The organism is Caulobacter sp. GW456-12-1-14-TSB4 (assembly GCF_059424195.1).
Map to the genome: position 1 here is coordinate 1 of NZ_JBWKZF010000036.1, position 24,723 is coordinate 24,723.

At 67.0% G+C, this 24,723-nt stretch carries 27 protein-coding genes and 1 pseudogene; 5 read left to right on the top strand and 23 right to left on the bottom strand.

Annotated elements, in window-relative coordinates:
• Nucleotides 1–127: 127 nt before the first annotated feature.
• A complete protein-coding gene (locus tag AC07YH_RS23525) occupies nt 128–760 on the top strand; it encodes a LysE family translocator (RefSeq protein ID WP_494749331.1) in 633 nt (210 codons plus the stop codon).
• Between the two features lie 93 nt (nt 761–853).
• Nucleotides 854–1,564 carry a ribonuclease T2 gene (locus AC07YH_RS23530; protein ID WP_494749332.1) on the top strand — a complete coding sequence of 237 codons (711 nt, stop codon included), beginning with the start codon at nt 854–856 and terminating at the stop codon, nt 1,562–1,564.
• Nucleotide 1,565: 1 nt separating this feature from the next.
• Here the strand turns inward: AC07YH_RS23530 and AC07YH_RS23535 are convergent, their stop codons facing one another.
• A complete protein-coding gene (locus AC07YH_RS23535) occupies nt 1,566–2,450 on the bottom strand; it encodes a hypothetical protein (RefSeq protein WP_494749333.1) in 885 nt (294 codons plus the stop codon).
• A gap of 77 nt (nt 2,451–2,527) precedes the next feature.
• On the opposite strand from AC07YH_RS23535, the pseudogene AC07YH_RS23540 reads away from it, so the two are divergent.
• A pseudogene (locus AC07YH_RS23540) lies at nt 2,528–2,642 on the top strand (hypothetical protein); the annotation flags it as partial.
• Nucleotides 2,643–2,661: 19 nt separating this feature from the next.
• Here AC07YH_RS23540 and AC07YH_RS23545 read toward each other — a convergent pair.
• The 17 genes from AC07YH_RS23545 to rimP form a co-directional block, all read right to left on the bottom strand.
• The gene (locus AC07YH_RS23545; RefSeq protein ID WP_494749334.1) at nt 2,662–3,498 is read right to left on the bottom strand and encodes an alpha/beta fold hydrolase; all 837 of its coding nucleotides are present in this window, start codon (nt 3,496–3,498) and stop codon (nt 2,662–2,664) included.
• A 123-nt stretch (nt 3,499–3,621) separates the two neighbouring features.
• Entirely contained in the window at nt 3,622–4,008 is a 387-nt protein-coding gene (locus AC07YH_RS23550; RefSeq protein WP_494749335.1) for a PIN domain-containing protein, read from the bottom strand.
• Nucleotides 4,009–4,248: an antitoxin gene (locus tag AC07YH_RS23555; RefSeq protein ID WP_494749336.1), complete on the bottom strand. Its 240-nt coding sequence runs from the start codon at nt 4,246–4,248 to the stop codon at nt 4,009–4,011. It lies immediately after the preceding gene.
• A 75-nt stretch (nt 4,249–4,323) separates the two neighbouring features.
• On the bottom strand, nt 4,324–4,581 hold the full coding sequence (locus AC07YH_RS23560) for a hypothetical protein (RefSeq protein WP_494749337.1): 258 nt from the start codon (nt 4,579–4,581) through the stop codon (nt 4,324–4,326).
• A 128-nt stretch (nt 4,582–4,709) separates the two neighbouring features.
• The gene (gene pnp / locus AC07YH_RS23565) at nt 4,710–6,857 is read right to left on the bottom strand and encodes a polyribonucleotide nucleotidyltransferase (RefSeq protein ID WP_494749338.1); all 2,148 of its coding nucleotides are present in this window, start codon (nt 6,855–6,857) and stop codon (nt 4,710–4,712) included.
• A 243-nt stretch (nt 6,858–7,100) separates the two neighbouring features.
• Nucleotides 7,101–7,370, bottom strand: coding sequence for a 30S ribosomal protein S15 (rpsO, locus tag AC07YH_RS23570; protein ID WP_494619826.1), 270 nt, complete (start codon nt 7,368–7,370; stop codon nt 7,101–7,103).
• Between the two features lie 14 nt (nt 7,371–7,384).
• On the bottom strand, nt 7,385–8,317 hold the full coding sequence (truB, locus tag AC07YH_RS23575; protein WP_494749339.1) for a tRNA pseudouridine(55) synthase TruB: 933 nt from the start codon (nt 8,315–8,317) through the stop codon (nt 7,385–7,387).
• On the bottom strand, nt 8,318–8,797 hold the full coding sequence (gene rbfA, locus AC07YH_RS23580; protein WP_494749340.1) for a 30S ribosome-binding factor RbfA: 480 nt from the start codon (nt 8,795–8,797) through the stop codon (nt 8,318–8,320).
• A gap of 100 nt (nt 8,798–8,897) precedes the next feature.
• A complete protein-coding gene (locus AC07YH_RS23585; protein ID WP_494749341.1) occupies nt 8,898–9,683 on the bottom strand; it encodes a dienelactone hydrolase family protein in 786 nt (261 codons plus the stop codon).
• Between the two features lie 42 nt (nt 9,684–9,725).
• Nucleotides 9,726–10,097 (bottom strand): YciI family protein, encoded by a 372-nt coding sequence (locus AC07YH_RS23590; protein ID WP_494749342.1) that lies wholly within the window; start codon nt 10,095–10,097, stop codon nt 9,726–9,728.
• Nucleotides 10,098–10,205: 108 nt separating this feature from the next.
• Complete coding sequence (locus tag AC07YH_RS23595) at nt 10,206–10,772, bottom strand: hypothetical protein (protein WP_494749343.1); 567 nt, start codon at nt 10,770–10,772, stop codon at nt 10,206–10,208.
• On the bottom strand, nt 10,769–11,284 hold the full coding sequence (locus AC07YH_RS23600) for a DUF2939 domain-containing protein (RefSeq protein ID WP_494749344.1): 516 nt from the start codon (nt 11,282–11,284) through the stop codon (nt 10,769–10,771). The genes AC07YH_RS23595 and AC07YH_RS23600 overlap by 4 nt, the downstream gene beginning before the upstream one ends.
• A 46-nt stretch (nt 11,285–11,330) precedes the next feature.
• Complete coding sequence (locus AC07YH_RS23605) at nt 11,331–11,888, bottom strand: YcxB family protein (protein WP_494749345.1); 558 nt, start codon at nt 11,886–11,888, stop codon at nt 11,331–11,333.
• A 55-nt stretch (nt 11,889–11,943) separates the two neighbouring features.
• Nucleotides 11,944–15,099 (bottom strand): translation initiation factor IF-2, encoded by a 3,156-nt coding sequence (gene infB / locus AC07YH_RS23610; RefSeq protein ID WP_494749346.1) that lies wholly within the window; start codon nt 15,097–15,099, stop codon nt 11,944–11,946.
• Between the two features lie 290 nt (nt 15,100–15,389).
• Nucleotides 15,390–16,040, bottom strand: coding sequence for an RNA-binding protein (locus AC07YH_RS23615; protein WP_494749347.1), 651 nt, complete (start codon nt 16,038–16,040; stop codon nt 15,390–15,392).
• Nucleotides 16,041–16,165: 125 nt separating this feature from the next.
• On the bottom strand, nt 16,166–17,851 hold the full coding sequence (nusA, locus tag AC07YH_RS23620) for a transcription termination factor NusA (protein WP_494749348.1): 1,686 nt from the start codon (nt 17,849–17,851) through the stop codon (nt 16,166–16,168).
• A 2-nt stretch (nt 17,852–17,853) separates the two neighbouring features.
• Complete coding sequence (rimP, locus tag AC07YH_RS23625) at nt 17,854–18,429, bottom strand: ribosome maturation factor RimP (RefSeq protein WP_494749349.1); 576 nt, start codon at nt 18,427–18,429, stop codon at nt 17,854–17,856.
• Nucleotides 18,430–18,683: 254 nt separating this feature from the next.
• Between rimP and ppa the strand changes: the two genes are divergently transcribed.
• Together ppa and AC07YH_RS23635 are read left to right on the top strand one after the other, a co-directional pair.
• Complete coding sequence (gene ppa, locus AC07YH_RS23630; protein WP_494749350.1) at nt 18,684–19,217, top strand: inorganic diphosphatase; 534 nt, start codon at nt 18,684–18,686, stop codon at nt 19,215–19,217.
• Between the two features lie 9 nt (nt 19,218–19,226).
• The gene (locus AC07YH_RS23635) at nt 19,227–19,655 is read left to right on the top strand and encodes a DUF5990 family protein (RefSeq protein WP_494749351.1); all 429 of its coding nucleotides are present in this window, start codon (nt 19,227–19,229) and stop codon (nt 19,653–19,655) included.
• On the opposite strand, the gene trmB is transcribed toward AC07YH_RS23635, so the two are convergent.
• From trmB to AC07YH_RS23660, 5 genes are all read right to left on the bottom strand, one after another.
• A complete protein-coding gene (trmB, locus tag AC07YH_RS23640) occupies nt 19,642–20,322 on the bottom strand; it encodes a tRNA (guanosine(46)-N7)-methyltransferase TrmB (protein ID WP_494749352.1) in 681 nt (226 codons plus the stop codon). The two genes, AC07YH_RS23635 and trmB, sit on opposite strands and share 14 nt — an antisense overlap.
• Before the next feature lie 94 nt (nt 20,323–20,416).
• Entirely contained in the window at nt 20,417–21,640 is a 1,224-nt protein-coding gene (gene metK, locus AC07YH_RS23645; protein WP_494749353.1) for a methionine adenosyltransferase, read from the bottom strand.
• 113 nt (nt 21,641–21,753) lie between these two features.
• Nucleotides 21,754–22,188, bottom strand: coding sequence for a helix-turn-helix domain-containing protein (locus tag AC07YH_RS23650; protein WP_494749354.1), 435 nt, complete (start codon nt 22,186–22,188; stop codon nt 21,754–21,756).
• 28 nt (nt 22,189–22,216) lie between these two features.
• On the bottom strand, nt 22,217–23,812 hold the full coding sequence (lnt, locus tag AC07YH_RS23655) for an apolipoprotein N-acyltransferase (RefSeq protein WP_494749355.1): 1,596 nt from the start codon (nt 23,810–23,812) through the stop codon (nt 22,217–22,219).
• A complete protein-coding gene (locus AC07YH_RS23660) occupies nt 23,809–24,717 on the bottom strand; it encodes a hemolysin family protein (protein WP_494749356.1) in 909 nt (302 codons plus the stop codon). The genes lnt and AC07YH_RS23660 overlap by 4 nt, the downstream gene beginning before the upstream one ends.
• Nucleotides 24,718–24,723: the final 6 nt, after the last annotated feature.

Here is a 24,723-nt window from a genome sequence, read left to right on the forward strand (position 1 = left end):
CCCTCCCACGCCTGCGGCGCGGGCCCCTCCCTCTCTCAAAGAGAGAGGGGGTCAATCCCCATCCCTCGCCGGGTGTTCGCTCTTCCCGCCCAATGCTAAAGCTCCGCCATACCCACGGAGACCGCCCATGCCCGACGCCAAGACCTGGATCGCCTTCGGGCTGGTGTGCCTGGGGATGGCCCTGACGCCCGGGCCGAACATGCTCTATCTGGTCAGCCGCTCGATCTGCCAGGGCCGCTGGGCCGGGATCGTGTCGCTGATCGGCACCGCGGCCGGCTTCGTGGTCTATCTGCTGTGCGCGGCGCTGGGCATCACCGCCCTCTTGATGGCCGCCCCGATCGCCTACGACATCCTGCGCTTCGGCGGCGCGCTGTATCTCGCCTGGCTGGCCTGGCAGGCGATCAAGCCGGGCGGCGCCTCGCCGTTCCAGGTGCGCGAGCTGCCCAAGGACAGCCCCGCCAAGCTGATCACCATGGGCTTCGTCACCAACATGCTGAACCCCAAGGCGGCGATGCTGTACCTGTCGCTGCTGCCGCAGTTCATCAAGCCCGAGCACGGCGGCGTGTTCACCCAGTCTCTCGCTCTGGGCCTGACCCAGATCGCCGTCTCGCTGAGCGTGAACGGCGCCATCTGCCTGGCCGCCGGGACGATCGCGACCTTCCTGGCCACGCGCCCCAGCTTCGCCCTGGTCCAGCGCTGGCTGATGGCCACGGTGCTGGGCGGCCTGGCCGTGCGGATGGCCACCGAGGCGCGTCGCTAGAGGTTCTCTTGACGGCGGTGGCGGCGCGGGGGCCTATCCCGCTCCAATGTCTAGATCGAAGCCCGCTTTTGGCGGGCTTCGCCGGAGCCCGCCATGAAGACCGCCCTCGCCACCGCCCTCGCCGTCCTTGCGCTCATTGGCTTTGGCGCGAGCGGCGCCCAGGCCTCCAGCCTCAAGGCCTGCGCGGTGCCGCCCAAGGTGATCCCGGCCCCGGCCGAGGTCCCGCCGGCCGACGAGGTCCACCCCGACGTGCCGATCGCCGCCTATCTGCTGTCGCTGTTCTGGTCGCCCGAGGCCTGCCGCGCCGGCATCCCGGAGTCGGACAAGGTCATCCAGTGCCAGAACAACAGCTTCGGCTTCACGGTGCACGGCCTGTGGCCGAACGGGCCGGACAAGGTCCATCCCCGCTACTGCAAGCCTAGCCCGGCGATGAGCCCGGCGACGGTGAAGGCCAATCTTTGCATGACCCCCTCGCCCTGGCTGCTGCAGCACGAGTGGCAGGCGCACGGCACGTGCCGCTGGGACAGCCCCGAGGCTTATTTCAAGAAGGCCCAGAAGGTCCGCAAGAGCCTGAACGTGCCCGACCTGGCGCCCGCCAACGACACCATGACGGCCGGCCAGATCCGCGACGCCTTCCTCAAGCGCAACAAGGGCATGACCCGCGACGGCCTCAATGTCCGGGTCAAGGACGGCCGCCTGACCGAGGTCTGGGTCTGCCTGGACCTGAAGTTCAAGCCCGCCGCCTGCCGGGGCGGCAACGGCGCCCCGGACAGCTCGCAGTTGCGGGTGACGCCGCGGGGCTAGGCTAGCACTTCCCCGGACTGTCGGACTTCAGCACGCAGATCATCTTCTGCCCCCGCATCGGGCCGTAACGCGTGACCAACTGCCCTTCGAAGAAGGTCCACTTGGCGCGGGTGTCCTGGGCGGCGACGTTCATCGCCTTGGCGTAGTCGCCCCGGGTCGTTCCGGCGGTGTCCTTGTTCAGGACCGCGTGCTTGACGCGGCCGTTGCAGTGACTCGACTCCGGGAAGCCGTCGTAGCAGCCGGTAATCAGTCCGGCCGGGAACGCCGCGCCGGCCGGCGACAGCCACGGGGCCGGGGCGCCATTGTTCAGGCCCGCCGGATTGCCGATCGAGGGGTTGGGCCGCGCCGCGTCGATCCAGTTGCTGTGCGAGTAGAAGTCCTGCGAGGCGTGGAAGGCCACGCCCATGTCCTCCAGCACGTTGCACTTGGCCCGGCCCTTGGCGCCGTTGAAGGTGCAGCCGCCGAAGATGCTGGTGCTGTCCAGCGCCCCGTTCGGCTTCACCAGGCCCGAGGCGTCGTTCACCGCCTCATTGATCTTGTTCATGATCCAGGTCCGGCAGGCCGTCAGCTGGGTCTGGGCCGCCGCCTGGCTCTGGGCGTAGCCCGGCGTGTTGAAAAAGTCGCCGCCGTCGCAGTGCGCGGCCTTGTTGCTCATCAGGCCCCGGGCCGGATTGTCGGGCGAGCCGACGGCCCCGAACGTTCCCGTCTTGCCGGCCAGTTCGGACAGGGTGTCGCCGCCGAAGCCCAGCCCGGACAGGCCCTGGCGCGTGATCCGCTCATGCTCGGCGTTCTGGCCCATGCCATGGATGGTGCCGAAGGCCAGGGCCTGGGGCGCGGTGATCGAGACAGCGGCCAGAGCCGCGATAACCAAGGCACGCTTACGCATCGGACGAGTCCTCCCTGTTATGCACCTATCGATTGCATATCTCGGAATACAAGTCACGATGGAAAGCGCGGCGAGAGGTGACCAATCGACGATCATGCCGAGGCGCCGAAAACCTCGTCCTACGACAAGCTCAGGATGAGGCTTCTTCGAACCGCCGCGAAAGATCGCCCTCACCCTGAGCTTGTCGAAGGGTGAGGACGAACTCCGGGCGTCAGCCTTCGATAAAGGCCAGCAGGTCCTTGTTGATGGTCTCGGCCTGCGTGGTCGCCATGCCGTGCGGGAAGCCCGGATAGGTGATCAGCGTACCGTTCTTCAACAGCTTGATCGCTTGGCGGGCCGAGGCGTCGATCGGCACGACCTGGTCGTCCTCGCCGTGCAGCACCAGCACCGGCAGGTCGATCGCCTTCAGGTCAGCGGTGAAGTCGGTTTCCGAGAAGGCGGCCACACAGTCGTACAGCGCCTTCACGCCGGCTTGCATGCCCTGACGCCACCAGTTGTCGATCACACCTTCCGAGACCTGCGCGCCCTCGCGGTTGAAGCCGTAGAACGGGCCGGCGGCGACGTCGCGGAAGAACTGGGCGCGGTTGTAGGCCGTGCCATTGCGGAAGCCGTCGAACACTTCCAGCGGCAGGCCGCCCAGATTGGCGTCGGTCTTCAGCATCAGCGGCGTCACCGCGCCGACCAGCACGGCCTTGGCGACGCGGCCGGGCTCGGCGCGGGCCACGTAGTGAGCGACTTCGCCGCCGCCGGTCGAGTGGCCGATGTGGATGGCGTTCTTCAGGTCCAGGTGCTTGGCCAGGCCGATGACGTCCGCGGCGTAGGTGTCCATCTCGTTGCCGGTGTCGGTCTGGCTGGACCGGCCGTGACCGCGACGGTCATGAGCGATGACGCGATAGCCCTTGGCCAGGAAGAACATCATCTGGGCGTCCCAGTCGTCCGACGACAGGGGCCAGCCATGGTGGAAGACGATCGGCTGGGCGGTCTTGGGGCCCCAATCCTTGAAGAAGATCTGCGCGCCGTCCGTGGTGGTGAAATAGCCGCTGCTCATGTCCGTCTTCCCTCTGCTGGGAGGCCGTCTGGCCCGTCCCGTTGTTCCGATGAGGAGAGAATGGACGCGACGGATCGTCGCGGATATGGAAACTATGGAAATCCATTGTTTCCGATCTTGATCTTACCAAGCCAGCAGCGACAGCCCTGGAATATCGCGGAAGTCGGCCGCGTTGAGCGTGACCAGGGTCGCGCGGTGCGTCAGCGCCTGAGCGGCGATCATACGGTCCACGGTTTTGCGCCTGGAGTAGCCCGTCGCCTCGACGATCGTGCGGTAGGCATCGGCCGCCCTGCCATCGAAATCGAGAACAGGAAGGATTCTCAACATCGCATCCAGGCGATTGCGGCGAATGCCGGTCCCGGATGGCTCGCGGCAGACACCGCCCTCCAACTCCACCCGACTGATAACCGACAGGAGGATCGCACCGTCCAACGCCGCGAGCTGCTCAGCGATCACGGGATCGCCATCGCGCAAACAGATCGCGACACTGGTGTCGAGAACGTACGTCACTCAGAGGCCGGGACGTTCAGGGAACAGGTCTTCGTCGCGGACTTCGATGCTGTCAGGGCGCGGTAGCTTGTTCAGCTCCGCCACCAGATCCTTGATGGAGCCCTTTGTCGGATAGATGGTTAGGACATCGCCCGACCGAACCAAGGTCAGCTCCACGCCCGGACCAAAGGCCATGTCGCGTGGAAGCCGCACGGCTTCGCTGTTTCCGCTCTTGAAGGTTCTGCTCGTCGCGGTCGCCATCGCCAGTCCTTGATCAAAAGGCGGGGAGTGATGACGCGTATATACCATTCTGAGATCCTCCCTGAAAGCGACAGCCTAGAACCCCTTCAGCGCCCAATCGTAGCGCTGAGCCGGCTGGTAGCCGAGGGCGGGGTTGGCGCGGACGATCGCCCGCAAGGGCTCGTCCAGATCGCGCATGACGACGTCGATCAGGGCGCTGCGGGCCGCGCGGATCGCTTCGTCCTTGGGTGCTGTGCGCGAGCAGGCGGGGCATCGGGCGACCTCGCCGCCGTCACCACGCACCACCTGGACATCGACACGGCAACCGCCGCACTGCACGACATGGTCGGCCATGACCCGCTCCCGTTCCACAACTCATGATGGAACAAAAGAAGAACGCCCACAAGCCCGAAACGCAAAACGGGCGGTCCCTTTCGGAACCGCCCGTTCGCTAGCGTGTCACTTCGTCAGAAGCGCGGAGCTTATTCCGCGGCGCCTTCCGGAGCGTCTTCGGCCTTCTTCGACAGGTCTTCACCGGTCTCTTGATCGACGACCTTCATCGACAGCTTGGTCTTGCCGCGGTCGTCGAAGCCCAGGAGCTTCACCTTGACGATCTGGCCTTCCTTCAGCACGTCCGACGGCTTGGCGACGCGTTCGTTGCTGATCTGGCTGACGTGGACGAGGCCGTCCTTGGCGCCGAAGAAGTTCACGAAGGCGCCGAAATCGACGACCTTCACGACCTTGCCGTCGTAGATCTTGCCCACTTCGGCTTCGTCGGTGATCGACTTGATCCAGTCGATCGCGGCCTTGATCTTGGCGCCGTCCGAGGCCGAGACCTTCACGGTGCCTTCGTCGTTGATGTCGACCTTGGCGCCGGTGGTGGCGACGATCTCACGGATCACCTTGCCGCCCGAGCCGATCACTTCACGGATCTTGTCGGTCGGGATGGTGATGGTCTCGATCTTCGGAGCGAAGTCGCCGACCTCTTCACGCGGGGCGTCCATGGCCTTGTTCATTTCGCCGAGGATGTGCTCGCGGCCACCCTTAGCTTGAGCCAGGGCCTGCTCCATGATCGCGGGCGTGATGCCGGCGATCTTGATGTCCATCTGCAGCGAGGTCAGGCCTTCGCTGGTGCCGGCGACCTTGAAGTCCATGTCGCCCAGGTGATCTTCGTCACCCAGGATGTCCGACAGAACCGCGAAGCCGTCCTTTTCCAGGATCAGGCCCATGGCGATGCCCGAGACCGGACGGATCAGCGGCACGCCGGCGTCCATCATGGCCAGCGACGAACCGCAGACCGTGGCCATCGAGGACGAACCGTTCGACTCGGTGATCTCCGAGACCAGGCGGATCGTGTAGGGGAAGTCTTCCTTGGCCGGCAGCATCGGGCGCAGGGCGCGCCAGGCCAGCTTGCCATGGCCGATTTCACGGCGGCCCGGGCTGCCCATACGGCCGGTTTCACCGACGCTGTAGGGAGGGAAGTTGTAGTGCAGCAGGAAGGATTCCTTGTAGGTGCCTTCCAGGGCGTCGATGAACTGCTCGTCGTCGCCGGTGCCCAGGGTGGCGACCACGATCGCCTGGGTCTCGCCGCGGGTGAACAGGGCCGAGCCGTGGGTGCGCGGCAGGATGCCGACTTCACCCAGGATCGGACGGACCTTGTCGACGGTGCGGCCGTCGATGCGGATGCCGGTGTCCAGGATCGAGCGGCGGACGATGTCGGCTTCCAGTTCCTTGAAGACCGAGACCAGCTTCAGCGGGTCGATGCCGGCCGGGTTGGTGTCGCTCTTGGCGAAGGTCTCGATGGCCTTGGTCTTGGCGGCGCCCAGCGCGGCGACGCGGTCGCCCTTGGCTTGGATCTTGTAGGCGTCGGCCAGGTCCTTGCCGACGGCCTTCTTCACTTCGGCCTTCAGGGCGTCGGTGTCTTCCGGTTGGAAGTCGAAGGGCTCCTTGGCGGCGTGCTCGGCCAGGTCGATGATCGCGTCGATCACGGCCTGCATTTCCTTGTGGGCGAAGTTGACGCCGCCCAGCACGATCTCTTCCGAGAGCTCCTGGATTTCCGATTCAACCATCATCACGGCGTCGGCGGTGCCGGCCACGACGAGGTCCATCTTGCTTTCCTTCAGCTCGTCGAGCGTCGGGTTCAGCACGTAGCCGCCATCGACGTAACCGACGCGCGCGGCGCCGATCGGGCCCATGAACGGGGCGCCCGACAGGACCAGGGCGGCCGAGGCGGCCACCATGCCCAGGATGTCGGGATCGTTCTCGAGGTCGTGCTGCAGCACGGTGACGACGACCTGGACTTCGTTCTTGAAGCCCTTGACGAACAGCGGACGGATCGGACGGTCGATCAGGCGGGAAACCAGGGTTTCCTTTTCCGACGGACGGCCTTCACGCTTGAAGAAGCCACCGGGGATCTTGCCGGCCGCGAAGGTCTTTTCCTGATAGTTGACCGTCAGCGGGAAGAAGTCTTGGCCGGGCTTCGCCTTCTTGGCGAACACGGCGGTGGCCAGGACGACGGTTTCGCCCATGGTGGCCAGAACGGCGCCGTCGGCTTGACGGGCGATGCGACCGGTTTCGAGGACCAGCGTCTTGCCGCCCCACTCGATCGTCTTGCGCTTGATATCGAACATTTTTGCTTCTTTCGGTTCCGAAGGACCCATTTCCTTCAGGACGGACAGGGGCGGGCGGCCGAAGGGCGGTCCCGAGATTTCCTCATCCAGTTCGACAGGCGCCCGAAGATCGTGATCTCCGGCCTACATGTCCGGATCACGCTTAGAGCGAATCCGCGACAACCTCTCGTTTCGGCCTGTCTCGAAACGAAGGCTAGAAAAGCATTCGGCCGCCCTACGAAAGCAGAGCGGCCGAATTGTGCCTTAGCGACGCAGACCCAGCTTTTCGATCAGGGACTGGTAACGGGCGACGTCGGACTTCTTCAGGTGGTCGAGAAGCCGGCGACGCTGGGAAACCAGCTTCAGCAGGCCACGACGGCTGTGGTTGTCCTTCTTGTGCGTCTTGAAGTGCTCGGTCAGGTTCGAGATGCGCTCCGAGAGGATCGCGACCTGGACTTCAGCGCTGCCGGTGTCGCCTTCGGTGCGGGCGTGTTCGGCGATGAGAGCGCTCTTGCGCTCGATGGTGATCGACATCGGGTTGTCTCCGCTCAGGTGAGTTGGAAGACCCGCACCGGATTGAGCTTCCCGGCGCGCATCTCGCACAAGGCCACCAGTCTGTCCCCGGACATGGCGGAAACGGTGCGATCGCCGGGCGGAAGCTCGGCTTTCAGCGTTTCAACCTGACGCGGAAGCAGGACGATGGCGCGTCCCTGTGCAAGCCGGAAGGCGTCTTCATCGGTCACGGCCAACGCCGGGATGTCGTCCAGCGCGGTCTCGACCGGAAGCAATGCCTCCGACAGCCGGGCCTCATAGCTCAAATTCTCAAGGGTTTCCAGCGATATCGCGCCGCTCTCGGTAAACCCGCCCACCCGCGTGCGGCGCAGGTCGGCGACGTGACCGCAGGTTCCCAGCGCCTTGGCCAGGTCCCGGACCACGGCGCGGACATAGGTGCCCTTGCCGCATTCCATCTCCAGGGTGACGTGGTCGGCGTCGGCCGCCTCGGTCACGCGCAGGGCGAAGATGTTCACCTTGCGGGTCGGCAGCTCGAACTCGACCCCGTCGCGGGCCAGGTCATAGGCGCGCTCGCCGTCGACCTTGATGGCCGAGAAGTTCGGCGGGACCTGGTCGACCTCGCCGATGAAGGCGGGCAGCGCGGCCTCGACCTGCTCTCGGGTCGGCCGCACGTCCGAGGTCGCGGTCGTCTCGCCCTCGCGGTCCAGGGTCGTGGTGTCGCGGCCCCAGGCGATGGTGAAGCGATAGGCCTTGTCGGCGTCCATCAGGAACGGGACGGTCTTGGTCGCCTCGCCCAGCGCGATCGGCAGGATACCGGTGGCCAGCGGGTCCAGCGTGCCGGCGTGGCCGCCCTTCTGGGCGTTGAACGCGCGGCGCACCTTGGAGACGGCCGTGGTCGAGGTCAGGTCATAGGGCTTGTCCAGGCAGATCCAGCCCGAGACGGCGTCGCCCTTCTTGCGGCGCGCCATTTAGGCCTCGTCGTCTTCGTCGATGACGTCCGCCAGGGTGCGGACGTCCTGCTGGACGCGCGGGTCGTCGAACAGGCGGTCCATATAGGCCGCGGCGCCGAAGCTCTCGTCGTGAATGAACTTCAGGTCCGGCGTGAACTTCATGTCGATCAGCTTGCCCAGACGGCCGCGCAGGAAGCTCGCGCCGCGGTTCAGGGCCTTCATGACTTCCTTGATGTCCTCGTCCCCGCGGCCGACCTCGCCCTTCAAGCCGGCGCCGAGCGGCTCGACGAAGCAGACGGCGTGCCGCAGGTCGGGGCTCATCCGCACTTCGGACACCGTGAACGAGACGTTGACCAGCACCGGATCGGCCAGGCCTTCCTCGCGGAAGACGTCGACCAGGGCGTGGCGGATCAGTTCGCCGGCGCGGAGCTGGCGTTGCGAGGGGCCCGTGGGGCCCTTCTTGGCATCGGCCTTCTTGGGACCAGAAATGCGCTTCATGGCGCGGAATCCTTGAGGCCCGGCCGGCGGATCGAACGCCGGTGCGCGGGGAAAATCGGAAGGCGGGGTGTCTAGGCCTGTCGGACCCGGAAGTCCAGCCTTACGCCCCCACCCGCGCCTTGAAGAATGCGATTACCTGATCGCGGGCCTTCATGCTGCCGCTGTCCGGGACCGAACGGTGCAGGTGCAACGTCAGCACCGAGTGCGGGTCCATCGGCACGCCTGGCGCGGCGTCTTCATCGGCCAACTCGACCACCTCGACCTTGTCGCCGAACTCGGCCTTGAGGCGAGCGATGCGCGCGTCGGGCACCAGCTTGTCGGAGGTGAAGCGCAGGGCCAGCAGCGACAGGTCCTCGTCCTTGAACCTCCGCTTGGCGCAGGCCAGCTCCGAGGCCGAGCAGTCCAAACCGCCCTTGTCCTTCAGCGGCAGCGAGGGCTGGGACAGCACCGGGGCCACCACGGCCGGCTCGGTCATCATGGCCAGGGCGAAGCCGCCGGTGAAGCACATGCCGACGGCGCCGACGCCCTTGCCGCCGCACTCTTCGTGCGCCTTGCGGGCCAGGGCGCGCAGCCAGTCGACGATCGGGCTGGAGCGGCCGTCCTTCCAGACGCTGAACTCGCGGCGCACGCAGATGTTCTTGAGGATCACGCCGACCGCGTAGCCGCGCGTGACGGGCTTGGCCGGCTTGCCGAACAGGCTGGGGCACCAGGCGGTCAGACCGGAGGCGGCCAGGTCGCGGGCGAAGGCCAGCACGCCTGGATGCAAGCCCGGCACCTCGTGGATGACGATCACCGCCGGTCCGGAGCCGATCTTGTAGACCTCACGCGTCCAGCGCCCGTCATCGAACTCGAAACGCTCGAACCCCGCCAGCACATCGTCCGCCATGCCCCGCCCCTCTTTGTTTCGAGGAGGCTAGACTGGCCAGGATCAGAAGGCCATCGCCCGCTCCCAGACGGGTCGGGGCCTGCCCTGCTCGGGACGTTCGGAGAGGTCGCCGGGCTCGAGCAGCAGGCGGATCTCGATCTCGGCCGAGCCGTCGGCGGGCGCGGGACAACGGCGCACCCAGGCGGCGGCGTCCTCGCGGGAGGCGACATCGAAGACCCAGAAGCCGGCGAGGGTGCGGCCCCCACTCAATGTATCGGGGGCGACGACGTCGGGGGCCATCCGCGCGCCGCGCGCCGAGAGTTTGGCCCGGTCAGCGACGCCGGCCCGGATCAGTTCGGCGTCGTAGTCGCGCATCGCCTGGCCCAGCTCGGGGCCAACGTCGGTTTCGACCTTCAGCAGCACCATGAACCGCATCGCGCGTCTCCCGCCGGCCATACCCGTCTTTGGGGGCCGGCCCTGTCTTAAAGACGCGCCAGCTTCCCTTGTTGCGACATGGGGGACGGAAATTCTTGAACGGATGGCCTAGTTGGTTGTGTCGGGATGCTGCGGGCTGTCGGTCCAGTCCGACATCGGGTCGGGCCCGTCGTGCTTCCTCGGCAGCCGCCATTCGCCGCGATACGAGAAGTCCAGCGTGCCGCAGACGTGGGCCTTTCCATCCGCCTTCGGATCATTGCCGAACGCCTGGATACGCAGGTCGCGACGCAGGGCGATGGTGCTGAACGACAGCCACAGGCGCGTCGAACCGGGGCAGAAGGCGCGGACATAGATCTTGCCCTGGGCCGCCGTGGCGTCGACCTCGTAGAGCGAGGCGTTACCGTCCACGCCCTCCATCGCGTCGAGACCGCCGGGGTCGAGGTCCTTCTGGCGGCCGTCCTTCAGCCGCGCCTCGGCCGGCACGCCGGTGGCCAGCACCTTGATCGGCCGGCTGGCGCCCATGAAGCCTTCCTTGAACAGGATCGTCACGCCCGCGCCGGTCAGCCGCTTCGCGTCGGGCGAGATCGGGTCGTAAGAGAACATCCGCGTCTCGGCCCAGGCGGTATTGGCCGCCAGCAAGGCCAGGGCCACGCCCCCCCAGATCGCTCGGTTCATCGCTTCAGGTGCAGGTTCGCGGCCTCGGCGTCGAAGCTGGTCAGGCGCCAGGTCGATCCTTCCTGGGTGAAGGTCAGCAGGCAAGGACCGTCCCTCTTGGCCGCGCAGACCCGGCCATCGCCCGTGGGCCGCAACATGCTGGCGATCGCCACCCGGCCCGGGATCGGGCGATCGGGGGTGTAGCCATAGTAGTTGGCCGCCGCGTGGAAGGTCTCGGGCCGGATCAGCGCCTCGCCGGCCGCGTCGGCGATCGGACCCGCCGCCAGGGCGGCCAGGGCCATCACGCCGTTGCTCGACCCGCCGCGCTGGCGCGCCTCTTCCATCAGCCGCGTCTCGATCTGATACTTCAGCGCCCGCCGATCGACATGGTTCTCGAAGGTCGCCCGGTCGTTGTCGCGAATGGCGACCAGCAGGTCGTGCACGTCGCCGCCGGCGTCGAGACGGTTCACGGTCGCGCAGGCGCTCAGCGAGGCGGCGACAACGGTCAAGGCGAGGAGGGCTCTGATACGCATACGGAAGGCGTAGCTCGGGATTGGGGCGATTTCCAGTCTGGAACGGTCAGGCCGCCGCAGCGACGGCTTTGGGGCTGCGAGCACGCGCCTCGGGCGACATGTTCTCCAGGCAGGCGCGCAGGAATCTGGCCTCGGCGCCTGGATCGACAAAGAACCGGCGCGGCAGGAAATAGGCCATGCCCATACCGACGAACAGCCAGCAGTCTCGCCCCGGAATGATCTCCGAGATCGACCACCAGACCAGGCGCGTCTCCGTCGTCGGTCCCGCGATGACGAAGACTTGGTCCTCGATGCGGTAGGTCATGTCCATGCGTGGAGGAACGCCGCGCGCGCGCCAAGCGTCCTGCGCCATTTTAGGCGCAAACCTTAGCAAGAGCACCAAACCAAAGATCGCGGTCGCGATGTTTGCCAGATAGCCTTGGCCGGGCGCCACCCGATCAACCAGCCAGCTGCCGGCAAGGCCACCGACGATGATCATGGCCAGCACGTACCATTGGAAATGCCGTCGCCAGCCCAACACATGCTTGTTGAGCGGCGCGCAGGCCTTCCGCCCCTCGAAGGTCGCGATCTCGCCCCTGACTTCCATGCCGAACTCCAGACGCAAGAAAGGCGCGAGCTTGCGCCCGCGCCTTCCTTTAAGCTGAGTTCCGATCGAACGCCTAGTCGAGCTGGCGCTTGATCTCCTCGACGGTGAAGCACTCGATGGTGTCGCCGACCTTGATGTCCTGGAAGCCCGCGAACATCATGCCGCACTCCTGAGCGACGGGGACTTCGTTGACCTCGTCCTTGAAGCGCTTGAGCGTCTGCAGGGTGCCCAGTTCCAGAACGACGATGTCGTTGCGGATGATCCGGACCTTGGCGCCCTTGCGGACCACGCCTTCGGTGACCTTACAGCCGGCGACCTTGCCGATCTTCGAGATGTCGAAGGCCTGCAGGACCTCGGCGTTGCCGAGGAAGGTTTCGCGCTGGATCGGGGCCAGCATGCCCGAGAGCACGCCTTTGATGTCGTCCAGCAGGTCGTAGATGATCGCGTAGTAGCGGATCTCGACCCCTTCGCGTTCGGCCAGGGCTCGCGCCTGCGCCGAGGCGCGGACGTTGAAGCCGATGACCGGCGCGCCGGCGCCCTTGGCCAGCATGACGTCGCTTTCGCTGATCGCGCCGGCGCCCGACAGAATGATCCGCGCGCGGACCTCGTCGGTCGACATCTTGTCCAGCGAACCGATGATCGCCTCGGCCGAACCTTGCACGTCGGCCTTGATGATCAGCGGAAGCTCTTTCAGCTTCTTGTCCTGCAGCTTGGCCATCATGTCGGCCATCGAAGCGCCGGCGCCGATCGGCGCCAGCGACTTCTCGCGCTTCTGGCGGATGCGGTACTCGGTCAGCTCGCGAGCGCGGGCTTCGTTCTCGACCACGGCGAAGGCTTCGCCCGGCGAGGGCACGCCGTCCAGGCCGAGGATCTCGACCGGGGTGGCCGGACCGGCTTCGGTCAGCTGCTCGTTGCGTTCGTTCAGCAGCGCGCGAACGCGGCCGAACTGGGCGCCGGCGACGACGATGTCGCCGCGCTTCAGCGTACCGCGATTGACGAGGACGGTCGAAACCGCGCCACGACCCTTGTCCAGCTTGGCCTCGATCACCACGCCGTCGGCGGTGCGGTCGGGGTTGGCCTTCAGGTCCAGCACTTCGGCTTGCAGCAGGATGGCGTCGAGCAGGTCGTCCAGACCCGTGCGGGCCTTGGCCGAGACCTCGATGATCTGGGTGTCGCCACCCAGGCTTTCGACGACGATCTCGTGCTGCAGCAGCTCGTTGACCACGCGGGTCGGATCCGAGCCCGGCTTGTCCATCTTGTTGACGGCGACGATGATCGGCACGTTGGCGGCCTTGGCGTGTTTGATCGCCTCGATCGTCTGCGGCATCACGCCGTCGTCACCGGCCACCACCAGCACGACGATGTCGGTGATGTTGGCGCCGCGAGCCCGCATCGCCGAGAAGGCGGCGTGGCCGGGGGTGTCGAGGAACGTGACGCGCTGGCCGTCCTTCAGGCGAACCTGATAGGCGCCGATGTGCTGGGTGATGCCGCCGTGTTCGCCAGCCGCCACGTCCGTGGCGCGCAGGGCGTCCAGAAGCGACGTCTTGCCGTGGTCGACGTGACCCATGATCGTGACGACCGGGGGACGCCCTTCCAGGTGATCGTCGATGTCCTCGGCGCCGATGAAGCCTTCTTCGACGTCGGCTTCCGACACGCGCTTGACGGTGTGACCGAACTCGGTCGCCACCAGCTCGGCGGTGTCGTTGTCGATGACGTCGTTGATCTTCAGCATCACGCCCTGACGCATCAGGAACTTGATGATCTCGACGCCGCGCACGGCCATCCGGTTGGACAGCTCCTGCACGGTGATGACGTCGGGAATGACGACTTCACGCGCGACGCGGGTCTGTTCGGCGACGCCGCCGCGACGCTTTTCCTTTTCACGTTCGCGAGCCCGGCGGACCGAGGCCAGCGAGCGCATGCGATCGGCCGAATCCCCGTCACCGGCGACAGCCTGGATCGTCAGGCGGCCTTCGCGGCGCTGCGGAGCGCCCTTGACGCGCGAGACGGCCTTGTTCGGCGCGTTCGCGGCCTTGCGGCGATCGTCATCCTCGTCCGGACGGCGGCTGACTTCGCCACCGGGACGCGGGGCCGAGCGCATGGCGCGTTGGATTTCCGGCGTGGCCGGGGCCGAGGCGGGAACGCCGGGACGCGGACCGCGCGGCGGACCGCCGGGACCACGGGCGCCCGGAGCCGGACGCGGCGCGAGGGCCGAGTAGCGGACGGTCTGCTGCGGCCGGTCGCCTTGCGGGCGATCACCCTGCGGACGGTCGCCACGGTAGCCGCCGCGATCGCCCTGCGGACGATCACCGTCGGGACGCGGACCGCGCGGACGGTCGCCCTCGGGACGGGGAGCCCGTTGACCGAAGTTGGCGTTGGCGTCGGGACGCGGCGCGCGTTGGTTGAACGGACGGTCGCCCTGCGGAGCCGGACGATAGGTCGTCGTGCTCGGACGATCGTCGCGACGATCGCGGCTGGGCTCGTAGCTACGGGTCTGGCCGGGAGCCGCCGCCGAACGGGGACCGTCATGGCGTTGGCCGTCGTGACGTTGACCATCGTGACGGGGGCCCTCGTGGCGAGGACCTTCGTGACGCGAACCTTCGTGACGGGGCGCATCCTGGCGCGGAGCCTGCGGCGCGGCCGGGGCCTGCGCGACAGGACGCTGGACCGGAGCGGTCGCCTGCGGGGTCACCGGCGCGGCGGGCGCGGCCGGAGCTTGAGAAACCGGAGCCTGGGCGACCGGAGCCGGCGCCGCCGGAGCGGGCGGCGGAGCCGCGGCCGCGCGTTCGGCCGCGGCCTTGGCGGCGGCTTCACGCTGGGCGGCGTCCTGGGCGGCGCGAGCGCGCGCAGCCTCGGCGGCCTGGTCGGCCTGCTGACGAGCTTGGTTTTCACGAGCGGCGTCGACGACGCGCTGGCGAGCGCGCAGTTCTTCCTGCGAGAGACCGCCAGCCGAACCGCCACCACCCGACGGGGCGGCGCCGCCGCCTTGCGATTGTTGCGGACGGGGCTGCGGCGGGGCGTCGTGGCGACGCTCGGCCGAAGACGGCGCGGCGAGATTGCCGGTCGCGGGCGCGTGGGTGCGCGTGCGCTTGGTTTCGACCACCACCGTCTTGGTCCGGCCGTGGCTGAAGCTCTGCTTCACGACGCCCGCGCTCACCGAGCCCTGGCGGGGCTTCAGCGTCATCGGGGTGCGTCCGCCGTTCCGGCCGTTTTCGTTCTCGTCGCTCATGCGCTCGCTTGTACTTCCGCCAGGCGGTACCTGGCTAAAAAACCGATGTTTCCATGTGAGAAAGGGGCCTGGACGTACCTGCCGAAACAAGCGCGTTTCCCGACCCTTCACTCACGAACGCGACCCGAATAGCCGCGCCCAACGTCAAAGATTCTAGAGCTTTTCCATCGCACCGGCGGTTCCCCGGTGGGATGCAAAAACCCTAGGCCTGCCTCGATCGGCTAGCCAACCCGGGCGAACAGGCTCGCCCTTTTCATGAGAGGCCTCATCCGCCCAGGGCGGGAAGGCCTCTAGCCATCCTCACGTCCGTTCGCCGACCATTCGGGAGGCAAAAGCGGGCGGAAACCTGACAAACGCTCGACATCCTGTGTCCAGCTATCGATGCCGCGCCCGGCAAGGAGTGCGGTGTGTATCACATTCTCACCGCCCAAGGCCAAACCCAATTCATCCGAATTGAATGCGCCCAGCAAACGGGGCGGTCTGGGAGCCTTGCGGGCCGCGTTCAGGATCTTTCGGCGACCATCCTCGGCGCTATCCGAGGCTTCGATCAGCCAGGCGACGTTGCCCGTCCCCAGGGCCGCGACCACCTTTTCGTAGCCTGAGATAATGGTCCCGGCCTTCCGCGCAAGACCCAGGCTGTCCAGGACGCGCTTGGCCAGCAGGGCCTCGACCTGATCGGCCAGGTCGGCGGGTACGGTCAGCTTGGTCTTGGCCGAGCGCGAGAACAGACCCTTCTTGGCCGCCGTCGCGATCGAGTCCCGGTCGGCGCCGACCCAGATGCCCCGGCCCGGCAGCTTGCGCGCCACGTCCGGCACCACCACCCCGTCCGGCCCCGCCACGAAGCGGACCAGGCGCGCCTCGTCCGTCGCCTCGCCCAGGACGATGTCCTTGCGCAGACGATTGGCTTCGGCGTGGGTCTTGGGGGCGGTTGGTTCTGTCATCGTCTCTTTTGCTTGGAGCCTGGCGGACGCCGAAACCGGTTTCCACTTTCGACTGCCAGGCTCTCGAATGGCGAACGGCCCCGCGGATTGCTCCGCGAGGCCGTCATCTAACGCTCCGAAGGGCCTTAGGCCTCTTCGTCCGACGCGAGCTCTTCCGAAGCCGGCGCTTCGGCGGCGACCTCTTCGGCCTCGCCTTCGGCTTCGGCTTCAGCCTCGTACTCCGGCTCCGGCTCGTATTCCGGCTCCGGCGGGGCCTCGACCCAGCCCATGACGATGCGGGCGCGCATGATCAGCGCCTCGGCGTCTTCCGGCGACAGGTTGAAGCTTTCCAGGATGCCCGGCTCGCGCACGCGCTCGCCGTTCTTGGTCTCGAACCAGCCGCGCATGTCGTCCGGCACCAGGCCCGCGAAGTCCTCGACGGTCTTCACATCGCCTTCGCCCAGGGCGACGGCCATGGCCAGGGTCACGCCCTCGATGGCCAGGACCTCGTCCTGCACGCCCAGCTCCAGACGCTTGGCGTCCAGGGCGGCGGCTTCCTTGTCGAGGAATTCGCGGGCGCGGGCCTGCAGCTCCTCGGCGGTTTCCTCGTCGAAGCCTTCGATCGAAGCGATCTCGTGCGGCTCGACGAACGCGACGTCTTCCACCGCGGCGAAGCCTTCGGTGACCAGCAGCTGGGCGATGACTTCGTCGACGTCCAGGGCTTCCTGGAACAGGGCCGTGCGCTCGGTGAACTCGCGCTGACGGCGCTCGCTCTCCTGGCTTTCGGTCATGATGTCGATCTGCCAGCCGGTCAGCTGCGAGGCCAGGCGGACGTTCTGGCCGCGACGGCCGATGGCCAGCGACAGCTGCTCGTCCGGCACCACGACTTCGACGCGCTCGTCTTCCTCGTCCATGACGACCTTGGAGACTTCGGCGGGGGCCAGGCCGTTGACGATGAAGGTGGCTTCATCTTCCGACCACTGGATGATGTCGATCTTCTCGCCCTGCAGCTCGGCCACGACGGCCTGCACGCGCGAACCGCGCATGCCGACGCAGGCGCCGACCGGATCGATCGAGCTGTCGTTCGAGATGACGGCCATCTTGGCGCGCGAACCCGGGTCGCGGGCCACGGCGCGGATCTCGATGACGCCGTCATAGACTTCCGGCACTTCCTGCGCGAACAGCTTGGCCATGAAGCCGCCGTGCGCGCGGCTCAGCATGATCTGCGGACCCTTGGTCTCGCGACGGACGTCGTAGATGTAGGCGCGGATGCGGTCGCCGACGTTGAAGTTCTCGCGCGGGATCGACTGGTCGCGGCGCATGATGCCTTCGCCACGGCCCAGGTCGACGATGACGTTGCCGTATTCGACGCGCTTGACGCTGCCGTTGACGATCTCGCCGACACGATCCTTGTACTCTTCGTGCTGACGCTCGCGCTCGGCTTCGCGGACCTTATGCATGACGACCTGGCGGGCCATCTGGGTCTGGACGCGGCCGATCTCGAACGGCGGCAGGTTCTCTTCGTAGACTTTGCCGATCTCGGCGTCGCGCCAGGCGCGCTTGGCGATCGACAGCTGCATCTTGCCGATCTCGCCTTCGAGTTCGGCGTCGTCGGCGACGACCTCGATCACGCGCTTCTGCGTCGTCTCGCCCGTCCGCGGGTCGATCTTGACGCGGATGTCGTGCTCGGCGCCGTAGCGGGCGCGAGCGGCCTTCTGGAGCGCGTCCTCGATGGCCTCGATGACGACTTCCTTCTCGATGCCTTTTTCACGCGCGACCGCGTCGGCGATCTGCAGGAGTTCGAGCCGGTTGGCGGCGATGCCGATGGCCATGGTCAGTCCTCTTCACTTTCGGACAGGTCGTCGTTGTCGGATTGCAGACGGGCGGCGCGCTGCTTGGCGCCCCGCTCCATCAGGGTGTCGGTCATGACGAGCTTGGCGTCGATGATCCATTCGAACGGGAAGTAGACGGTGACGTCGTCCTCGCCCTCGATGTTCAGGCCGACCTGGTCGTCCTCGACGCCGGCCAGCTCGCCCTTGAAGCGCTTGCGGCCCTCGGCCACGCGATCCAGCTCGATGCGGGCCTCGAGGCCGGCATAGTCGTTGAAGTCCTTCAGGCGGGTCAGCGGGCGATCGATGCCAGGACTGGAGACCTCCAGCGTGTATTCGCCGGTGATCGGATCGGCCGCGTCCAGGATCTCGGAGACGCCGCGCGACAACTTCGCGCAGTCCTCGACGTTCATGTCGCCGCCGCTGCCGTCTTCCTGCAGCGGATGTTCGGCCATGATCTGCAGGCGACGCTGCTCGGCGCCGCCCATCAGGCGCAGCCGGACGATCTCGTAGCCAAGCGTCTCGGCCACGGGATCGAGCATCTCGATCAGGTCACGGTCTTCCTGCGTCTTGCCGCGCACGTTTCTCTCAACTCATTCGGGCCGCCGGTGTCGCCGAGCAGCCAAACAAAAAGCGGCAGCCTTTCGGCCGCCGCTCGAAAGCGCCATCTAGCGCTAACGGACGATGTAGGACGCTTTATAGGCGAACTGATGGGCGCTGTCGACTCGTTGGTCGGAAATCTCCGACTCCAGCCTTCCGCACCGCAGCAATTTTGGCCTATAAGCCAGCCCGCGCAGGCCGCCTCTCCGCGGACCTCATAAGACGAAGAGTCACAATGGACCTCTCAAAGATTCCGACCGGGGTGAACCCGCCTTACGACCTCAACGCCATCATCGAGATCCCGCAGGGCGGCGAGCCGGTGAAGTACGAGATCGACAAGGAAAGCGGCGCCCTGATGGTCGATCGCTTCCTGCATACGGCCATGTTCTATCCGGCCAACTACGGCTTCATCCCGCACACCCTGGCCGATGACGGCGATCCCGCCGACATCATGGTCGTGGGTCCGACCCCGGTGGTGCCGGGCGCGATCATCCGCTGCCGCCCGATCGGCACGCTGATGATGGTCGACGAAGCCGGTTCGGACGAGAAGATCCTGGCCGTGCCGGTCGACAAGCTGCACCCGTTCTACACGGGCGTCTCCAGCTGGCGCGACCTGCCGACCATCCTGACCGAGCAGATCGCCCACTTCTTCCAGCACTACAAGGACCTGGAAAAGGGCAAGTCGACCAAGATCAGCGGCTGGGCCGACATCGACGAGACCGCCGAGATCATCCGCACGGCGATCAAGCGCTACAACGAGACCTACTAGGTAGAGCTCATGGCCAGGATCGATCTGACACTGCGGATCATCCTGGCCGACCCGCCGCCCGGCGTGGTCTTCTCCAAGCAGGACGCCAAGAACCGGCCGGTCGATCCGGTCAGGGCGCCTCCAGAAAAGGGGGGCGGCGACCTCTCCTTCGACATCCCCATCACCCTGACCGAAACGCCGGCTGGCCTTCGCCCCGGCGGCGGCTTCGTGCGCAACGATAGCCGGGGACGGTTCGTCTATATCGCCTCGGGCCAGGCGGCGGGCGACTGCCAGACGGACTGGCAGCGGCGCATCAAGGTCTATCTGCACGACCTGCCGGCCGATATCACCGCCGGCGAGGTGCTGGAGGCGACCATCGCCGGCCGCGCCAAGGACGGCGGGCCGGCCTGCGCGACCGTTCCGCTGCTCAAGACCTGGGCGCGGGTTACGCCCGGATAAAGTCCAGGAACACCGGGGCGCAGTCGCCCAGCTTCTTTTCCTCGTAGCGCGTGGTGACGTGGTCCGCCGGGATCGCGTTGCGGTCGGCGTCAGCGTCGGCGAAGCGGAAGTTCGGATCGGCCAGCACCCGCTCGGTCGTCCACTCGCCGTAGTCGGCCCAGTCGGTGGCGAAGCGCAGGGCGGCGCCCGGCTTCATGACGCGGGCCAGCTTGGCGACGAATTCCGGCTGGATCAGGCGGCGCTTGTTGTGGCGGGCCTTGTGCCAGGGATCGGGGAACATGATGAACACCCGGTCTAGGCAGGCGTCCGGCAGCCAGTCGACCACATCCCGGGCGTCGCCCTCGTGGACGCGGACGTTCTTCAGGGCCTGTTCCTCGATGTGGCGCACGGCGCTGGCCACGCCGTTGACGAACGGCTCGGCGCCGATGACCAGGGTCTCGGGGGCGCGGCCGGCCTGGGTCGCCATGTGCTCGCCGCCGCCGAAGCCGATCTCCAGCCACACGGCCTTGGCGTCCGGCATCAGGTCCAGCGGCTGGAACGGGCCGTGCGGCACGGCGATCTCGGGCAGCAGGGTGTCGAGCAGGGCCTGCTGGCGCGGCTTCACCGGACGCGCCTTGATGCGGCCGAACGAGCGCAGCGGGCCATGGGGTTGGGTCGGATTGGTCATGGGCGGGCGTCTTAGAGCTTTGAGCGGGAAATGAAAACGGGCTCCGACCCGGCAAGGATCGGAGCCCGCTTCACGATGGGTCGAAGGGTGAGGCTTACGCCAGGCCCTTCAGTTCGCCCACGAGGTCGGTCTTCTCCCACGAGAAGCCGCCTTCGTTGTCCGGCGTGCGGCCGAAGTGGCCGTAGGCGGCGGTGCGGGCGTAGATCGGACGGTTCAGCTGCAGGTGCTCGCGGATCGAGCGCGGGGTCGCGCCGCCGATCAGCTGCGGCAGGACCTTTTCCAGCACCGCCGGATCCACCTTGCCGGTGCCGTGCAGGTCGACGTGGAACGAGACCGGCTGGGCGACACCAATCGCGTAGGCGATCTGGATGGTGCAGCGATCGGCGAGGCCCGCGGCCACGACGTTCTTGGCCAGGTAGCGGCAGGCATAGGCGGCCGAGCGATCGACCTTGGTCGGATCCTTGCCCGAGAACGCGCCGCCGCCGTGCGGGGCCGCGCCGCCGTAGGTGTCGACGATGATCTTGCGGCCGGTGACGCCGGCGTCGCCGTCCGGACCCCCGATCTCGAAGCGGCCGGTCGGGTTGACCAGCCACTGGGTCTTCTTGGTGATCAGGCCGTCCGGGAACACCGGCAGGATGTGCGGCTTGATCAGCTCCAGCACGCGCTTGGAGGTCGCGGCCTTGCCATCGATCTTCTTGGCGTGCTGGTGCGACACCACGATCGAGACGACGCGGACCGGGCGGCCGTTGCCGTCATATTCCAGGGTCACCTGGCTCTTGGCGTCCGGTTCCAGTTCCTTGAGCTCGCCGCTGTGACGCAGCTCGGCCAGGCGCTTCAGCACATTGTGGCTGTATTGCAGGGTGGCCGGCATCAGCTCCGGGGTCTCGGTGCTGGCGTAGCCGAACATGATGCCCTGGTCGCCGGCGCCTTCGTCCTTCTTGTCGCTGGCGTCCACGCCCTGGGCGATGTGCGCCGACTGGCCGTGCAGGTAGTTGGCGTACTTCGCCTTCTGCCAGTGGAAGCCCTTCTGCTCGTAGCCGATGTCCTTGATCGCCGCGCGAACCTTGGGCTCGAGCGAGGCGAGGATGTCCTTGGTGAGTTGCTTGTTGGCCTTCTTGTCGCCATCCGGCTTGCCGGCGCGGACTTCACCGGCCAGCACGATGCGGTTGGTGGTCACCAGGGTTTCGCAGGCGACGCGCGCCTCGGGATCGGCGGTCAGGAAGGCGTCGACGACGGTGTCGCTGATACGGTCGGCGACCTTGTCGGGGTGACCTTCGGAGACGCTCTCGCTGGTGAAGATGTAAGACGAACGGCTCAAGAGACAGCTCCGGTCATGAAATTCCGCGCACGCGGACAGGCGCCCGGTACGGCGTCAGTTAGACCGGAACCATATAAAGATATGTTTATGCGATCAAGCGGAGCTTGAGAGACTTACGCCTCGTCGTCGTCCGCGCCCTCTTCCTCGGCCATCGAGCGGACCAGCTCCAGGATGCGCCGGCGCACCTTCGGCTTGGTGATCCTGGGGAACAGGCTGGCCAGTTCCAGGCCTTCGGGCGTCATCAGGAAATCGTGGACGAACACGTCGCCGTTCTCGGCCATGCCTTCGCTGCTGGTGTCGGCCAGGCCCTCGAAGAAATAGGCCACCGACGACTGCAGGCTCTTGGCGATCTCATAGAGCTTGCTGGCGCTGACCCGGTTGGCCCCGCGCTCATATTTCTGGATTTGCTGGAAGGTCAGGCCCAGGTCTTCGGCCAGCCGCTCCTGGCTGACGCCGAGGATTTTCCGGCGCATGCGGATGCGCGCCCCAACGTGCAAATCGATGGGGTTGGGATGACGTTCGGTGTCCGGCAGGTCGCTCATACCCACGCTTGATAGCTGAAATTGCGGTTTTAATTCAGCCTAAGTCTTTCACGCGTGCAATAGAGGAAAAGGATTTACCTGTCAGTCGGCGAGCTGACGCAACCGCAGATATCAGTAGAAGCGCGAGAAACGCGAAATTTCCGAAGTTGTCGAAGGGTGTAACTCCACCCATTCCCGGTATTTGCGCGTCGATGACTCCGCTTTTGCCTAGATCGAGTCGCGCACCGGGGATGATTCGACCGCGCGCATCGATCACGGCGCTGACTCCGGTGGGCGTGGCGCGCAAAATCGGCTTGGCGCTCTCGATGCCGCGATAGCTGGCCAGATTGAGGTGCTGCAAGGGCCCGGAGGTCACGCCGAACCAGGCGTCGTTCGAGACATTGATCAGGACTCGGACGTTTGGATCGCTCTTGGCCAAGCCAGGAAACAGGCTCTCGTAGCAGATCAGCGGCTGGACCAGCAGGCCGGGCGAAACGCGCAGCGGCGCCGGGCGCGGACCGGTGGCGAACCCGTCGCCCAGATGCGCCAGGCTCTTGAAGCCGATCGCGGTCAGGAACTTTTCCGCCGGCAGATATTCGCCGAACGGCACCAGCCGGTGCTTGTCATAGACCCCGACCACCTCGAGATCGGTCGCGGCGCGCTTCAGGGCGATCAGACTGTTGTAGTAGGTCGGCGTCTGCAGCGGCCCCTGATAGCGATAGCCGCCGATCAGCAGCAGCTGGCCCGGCTGGAGGCTATCGACAATCGCTTGCCGCACCCAGGTCCCGGGCGCCAGATAGTCGTTGGTCGCGGCCGGCAGGGCGCCCTCGGGCCAGATGACGATGTCGGCGGGCTTACCCTTGTAGGGGCTGGCGGTCAGCGAGACGTAGGACTGGACGATCTGCGAGAAGCGCACGGCGTCCCACTTGGCGTCCTGCTGGATGTCGGCCTGAACGATCCGCACGGTGGTCGGCGGGCCCTTGGCCAGTGGTTGCGACACCGCCACCGCGCCATAGCCGTAGAGCGCCACCAGGCCGCCGGCGGCCGAGCCCAGCGCGATCTTGCCCGCCTTGCCCTCGCGCCACACGGCGGGCGCGGCGGCGATGGCCAGGGTGATCCAGGTCAGGCCGTAGGCGCCGACCACCGCCGCGAACTGCGACGGCCAGGACCCCGCGCGCCAGGCCTCCCCTGGCAGATTCCAGGGAAAGCCCGTGAGAATGTGGCCGCGCGTCCACTCCAGCGCCGCGAAGGCGCCGGCGAAGGCCAGGACCCGCCAGGCGCCGGCCGGCCGGATCCAGCGATAGACCACCGCCGCCAGGCCCCAGAACAGCGCCAGGCCCGAGGCCATGGCCGCCACGGCGAACGGGGCCATCCAGCCCTGGTTGGCGGCGTCGACCATGAAGGCCTCGGCGATCCACCAGGTCCCGAGCCCGAAATAGCCCACGCCCGCCAGCCAGCCGCGCCAGAACGCCGAGCGCAGAGGCTTCTCGGCGTTGGCGTCGTCCAGCAGATGGAGAAGACCGGCATAGCCCAGCAAGCCCGGCAGCACGCCGAACGGCGGATGGGCCAGGGCGGCGGCGAGGCCGGCCAACAGCGCCAGCACCGGACAGCTCCAGGCCTTGGCGCGGAAGTTCGTCCAGACGGCCGTCACGAGGCGGCGACACCCTCGACGGCCGGCGCGGCCTGCGGCGAGGAGCCGCCGCGCACCCGCACCCGGCGCACCCGGCGCGGATCGGCCTCGACCACCTCGAACTCGTAACCGTCGGGATGGGCGATCACCTCGCCCCGCTGCGGCACGCGGCCGGCCAGGGCCACGACCAGACCCGCGACCGTGTCGATGTCCTCTTCCATGTCGGAAGGAGCCAGTTCCAGGCCAAGGGCGGCCTCCAGCTCTTCCAGCGGCGCGCGGGCGTCGGCGTCATAGACCCCGCCCGGCCGCGCCACGATCGCCACGGCGGCCGCGTCGTCATGCTCGTCGTCGATCTCGCCGACCACCGCCTCGATCAGGTCCTCCATCGAGACCAGGCCGTCGGTGCCGCCGAACTCGTCGATGACGAGGGCCATGTGGATACGGCTGGTGCGCATGCGGAGCAGGAGGTCGGCGGCCTTCATCGAAGCGGGCACATACAACGCGTCACGGCGCAGCTTGTTCAGCACGACGTCGCCAGGCGCGGGGCGCTTGGCCTCGTCGGACAGCAGTCGGAAGATGTCCTTGACGTGGACGACGCCGACCGGGTCGTCGAGGGTCTCGCGATAGATCGGCATCCGCGAGTGCTCGGCCTCGGCGAACTGGGCGACCACGGTCTCGAAGGGCGTGGAGAGCTCGACCGAAACGATGTCGGCGCGCGGGGTCATGACGTCGGCGACCCGCAGGGTCTGGAAGGCCTCGGCCTGGTCGACGATGTCGACGGCGCCGGTCGCGGGCGGCGGTTCGGGCGGCCGCGACGGCTCGCCCCCGCCGGTCAATTGCCGGCGCATGCGTCGAAGGAACGCCCGCACGCCCCGGCTTCTGCGAACCGGACCGGCGGGCTGTTGACTAGGCTCGTCGCTGGGCATGGCCCT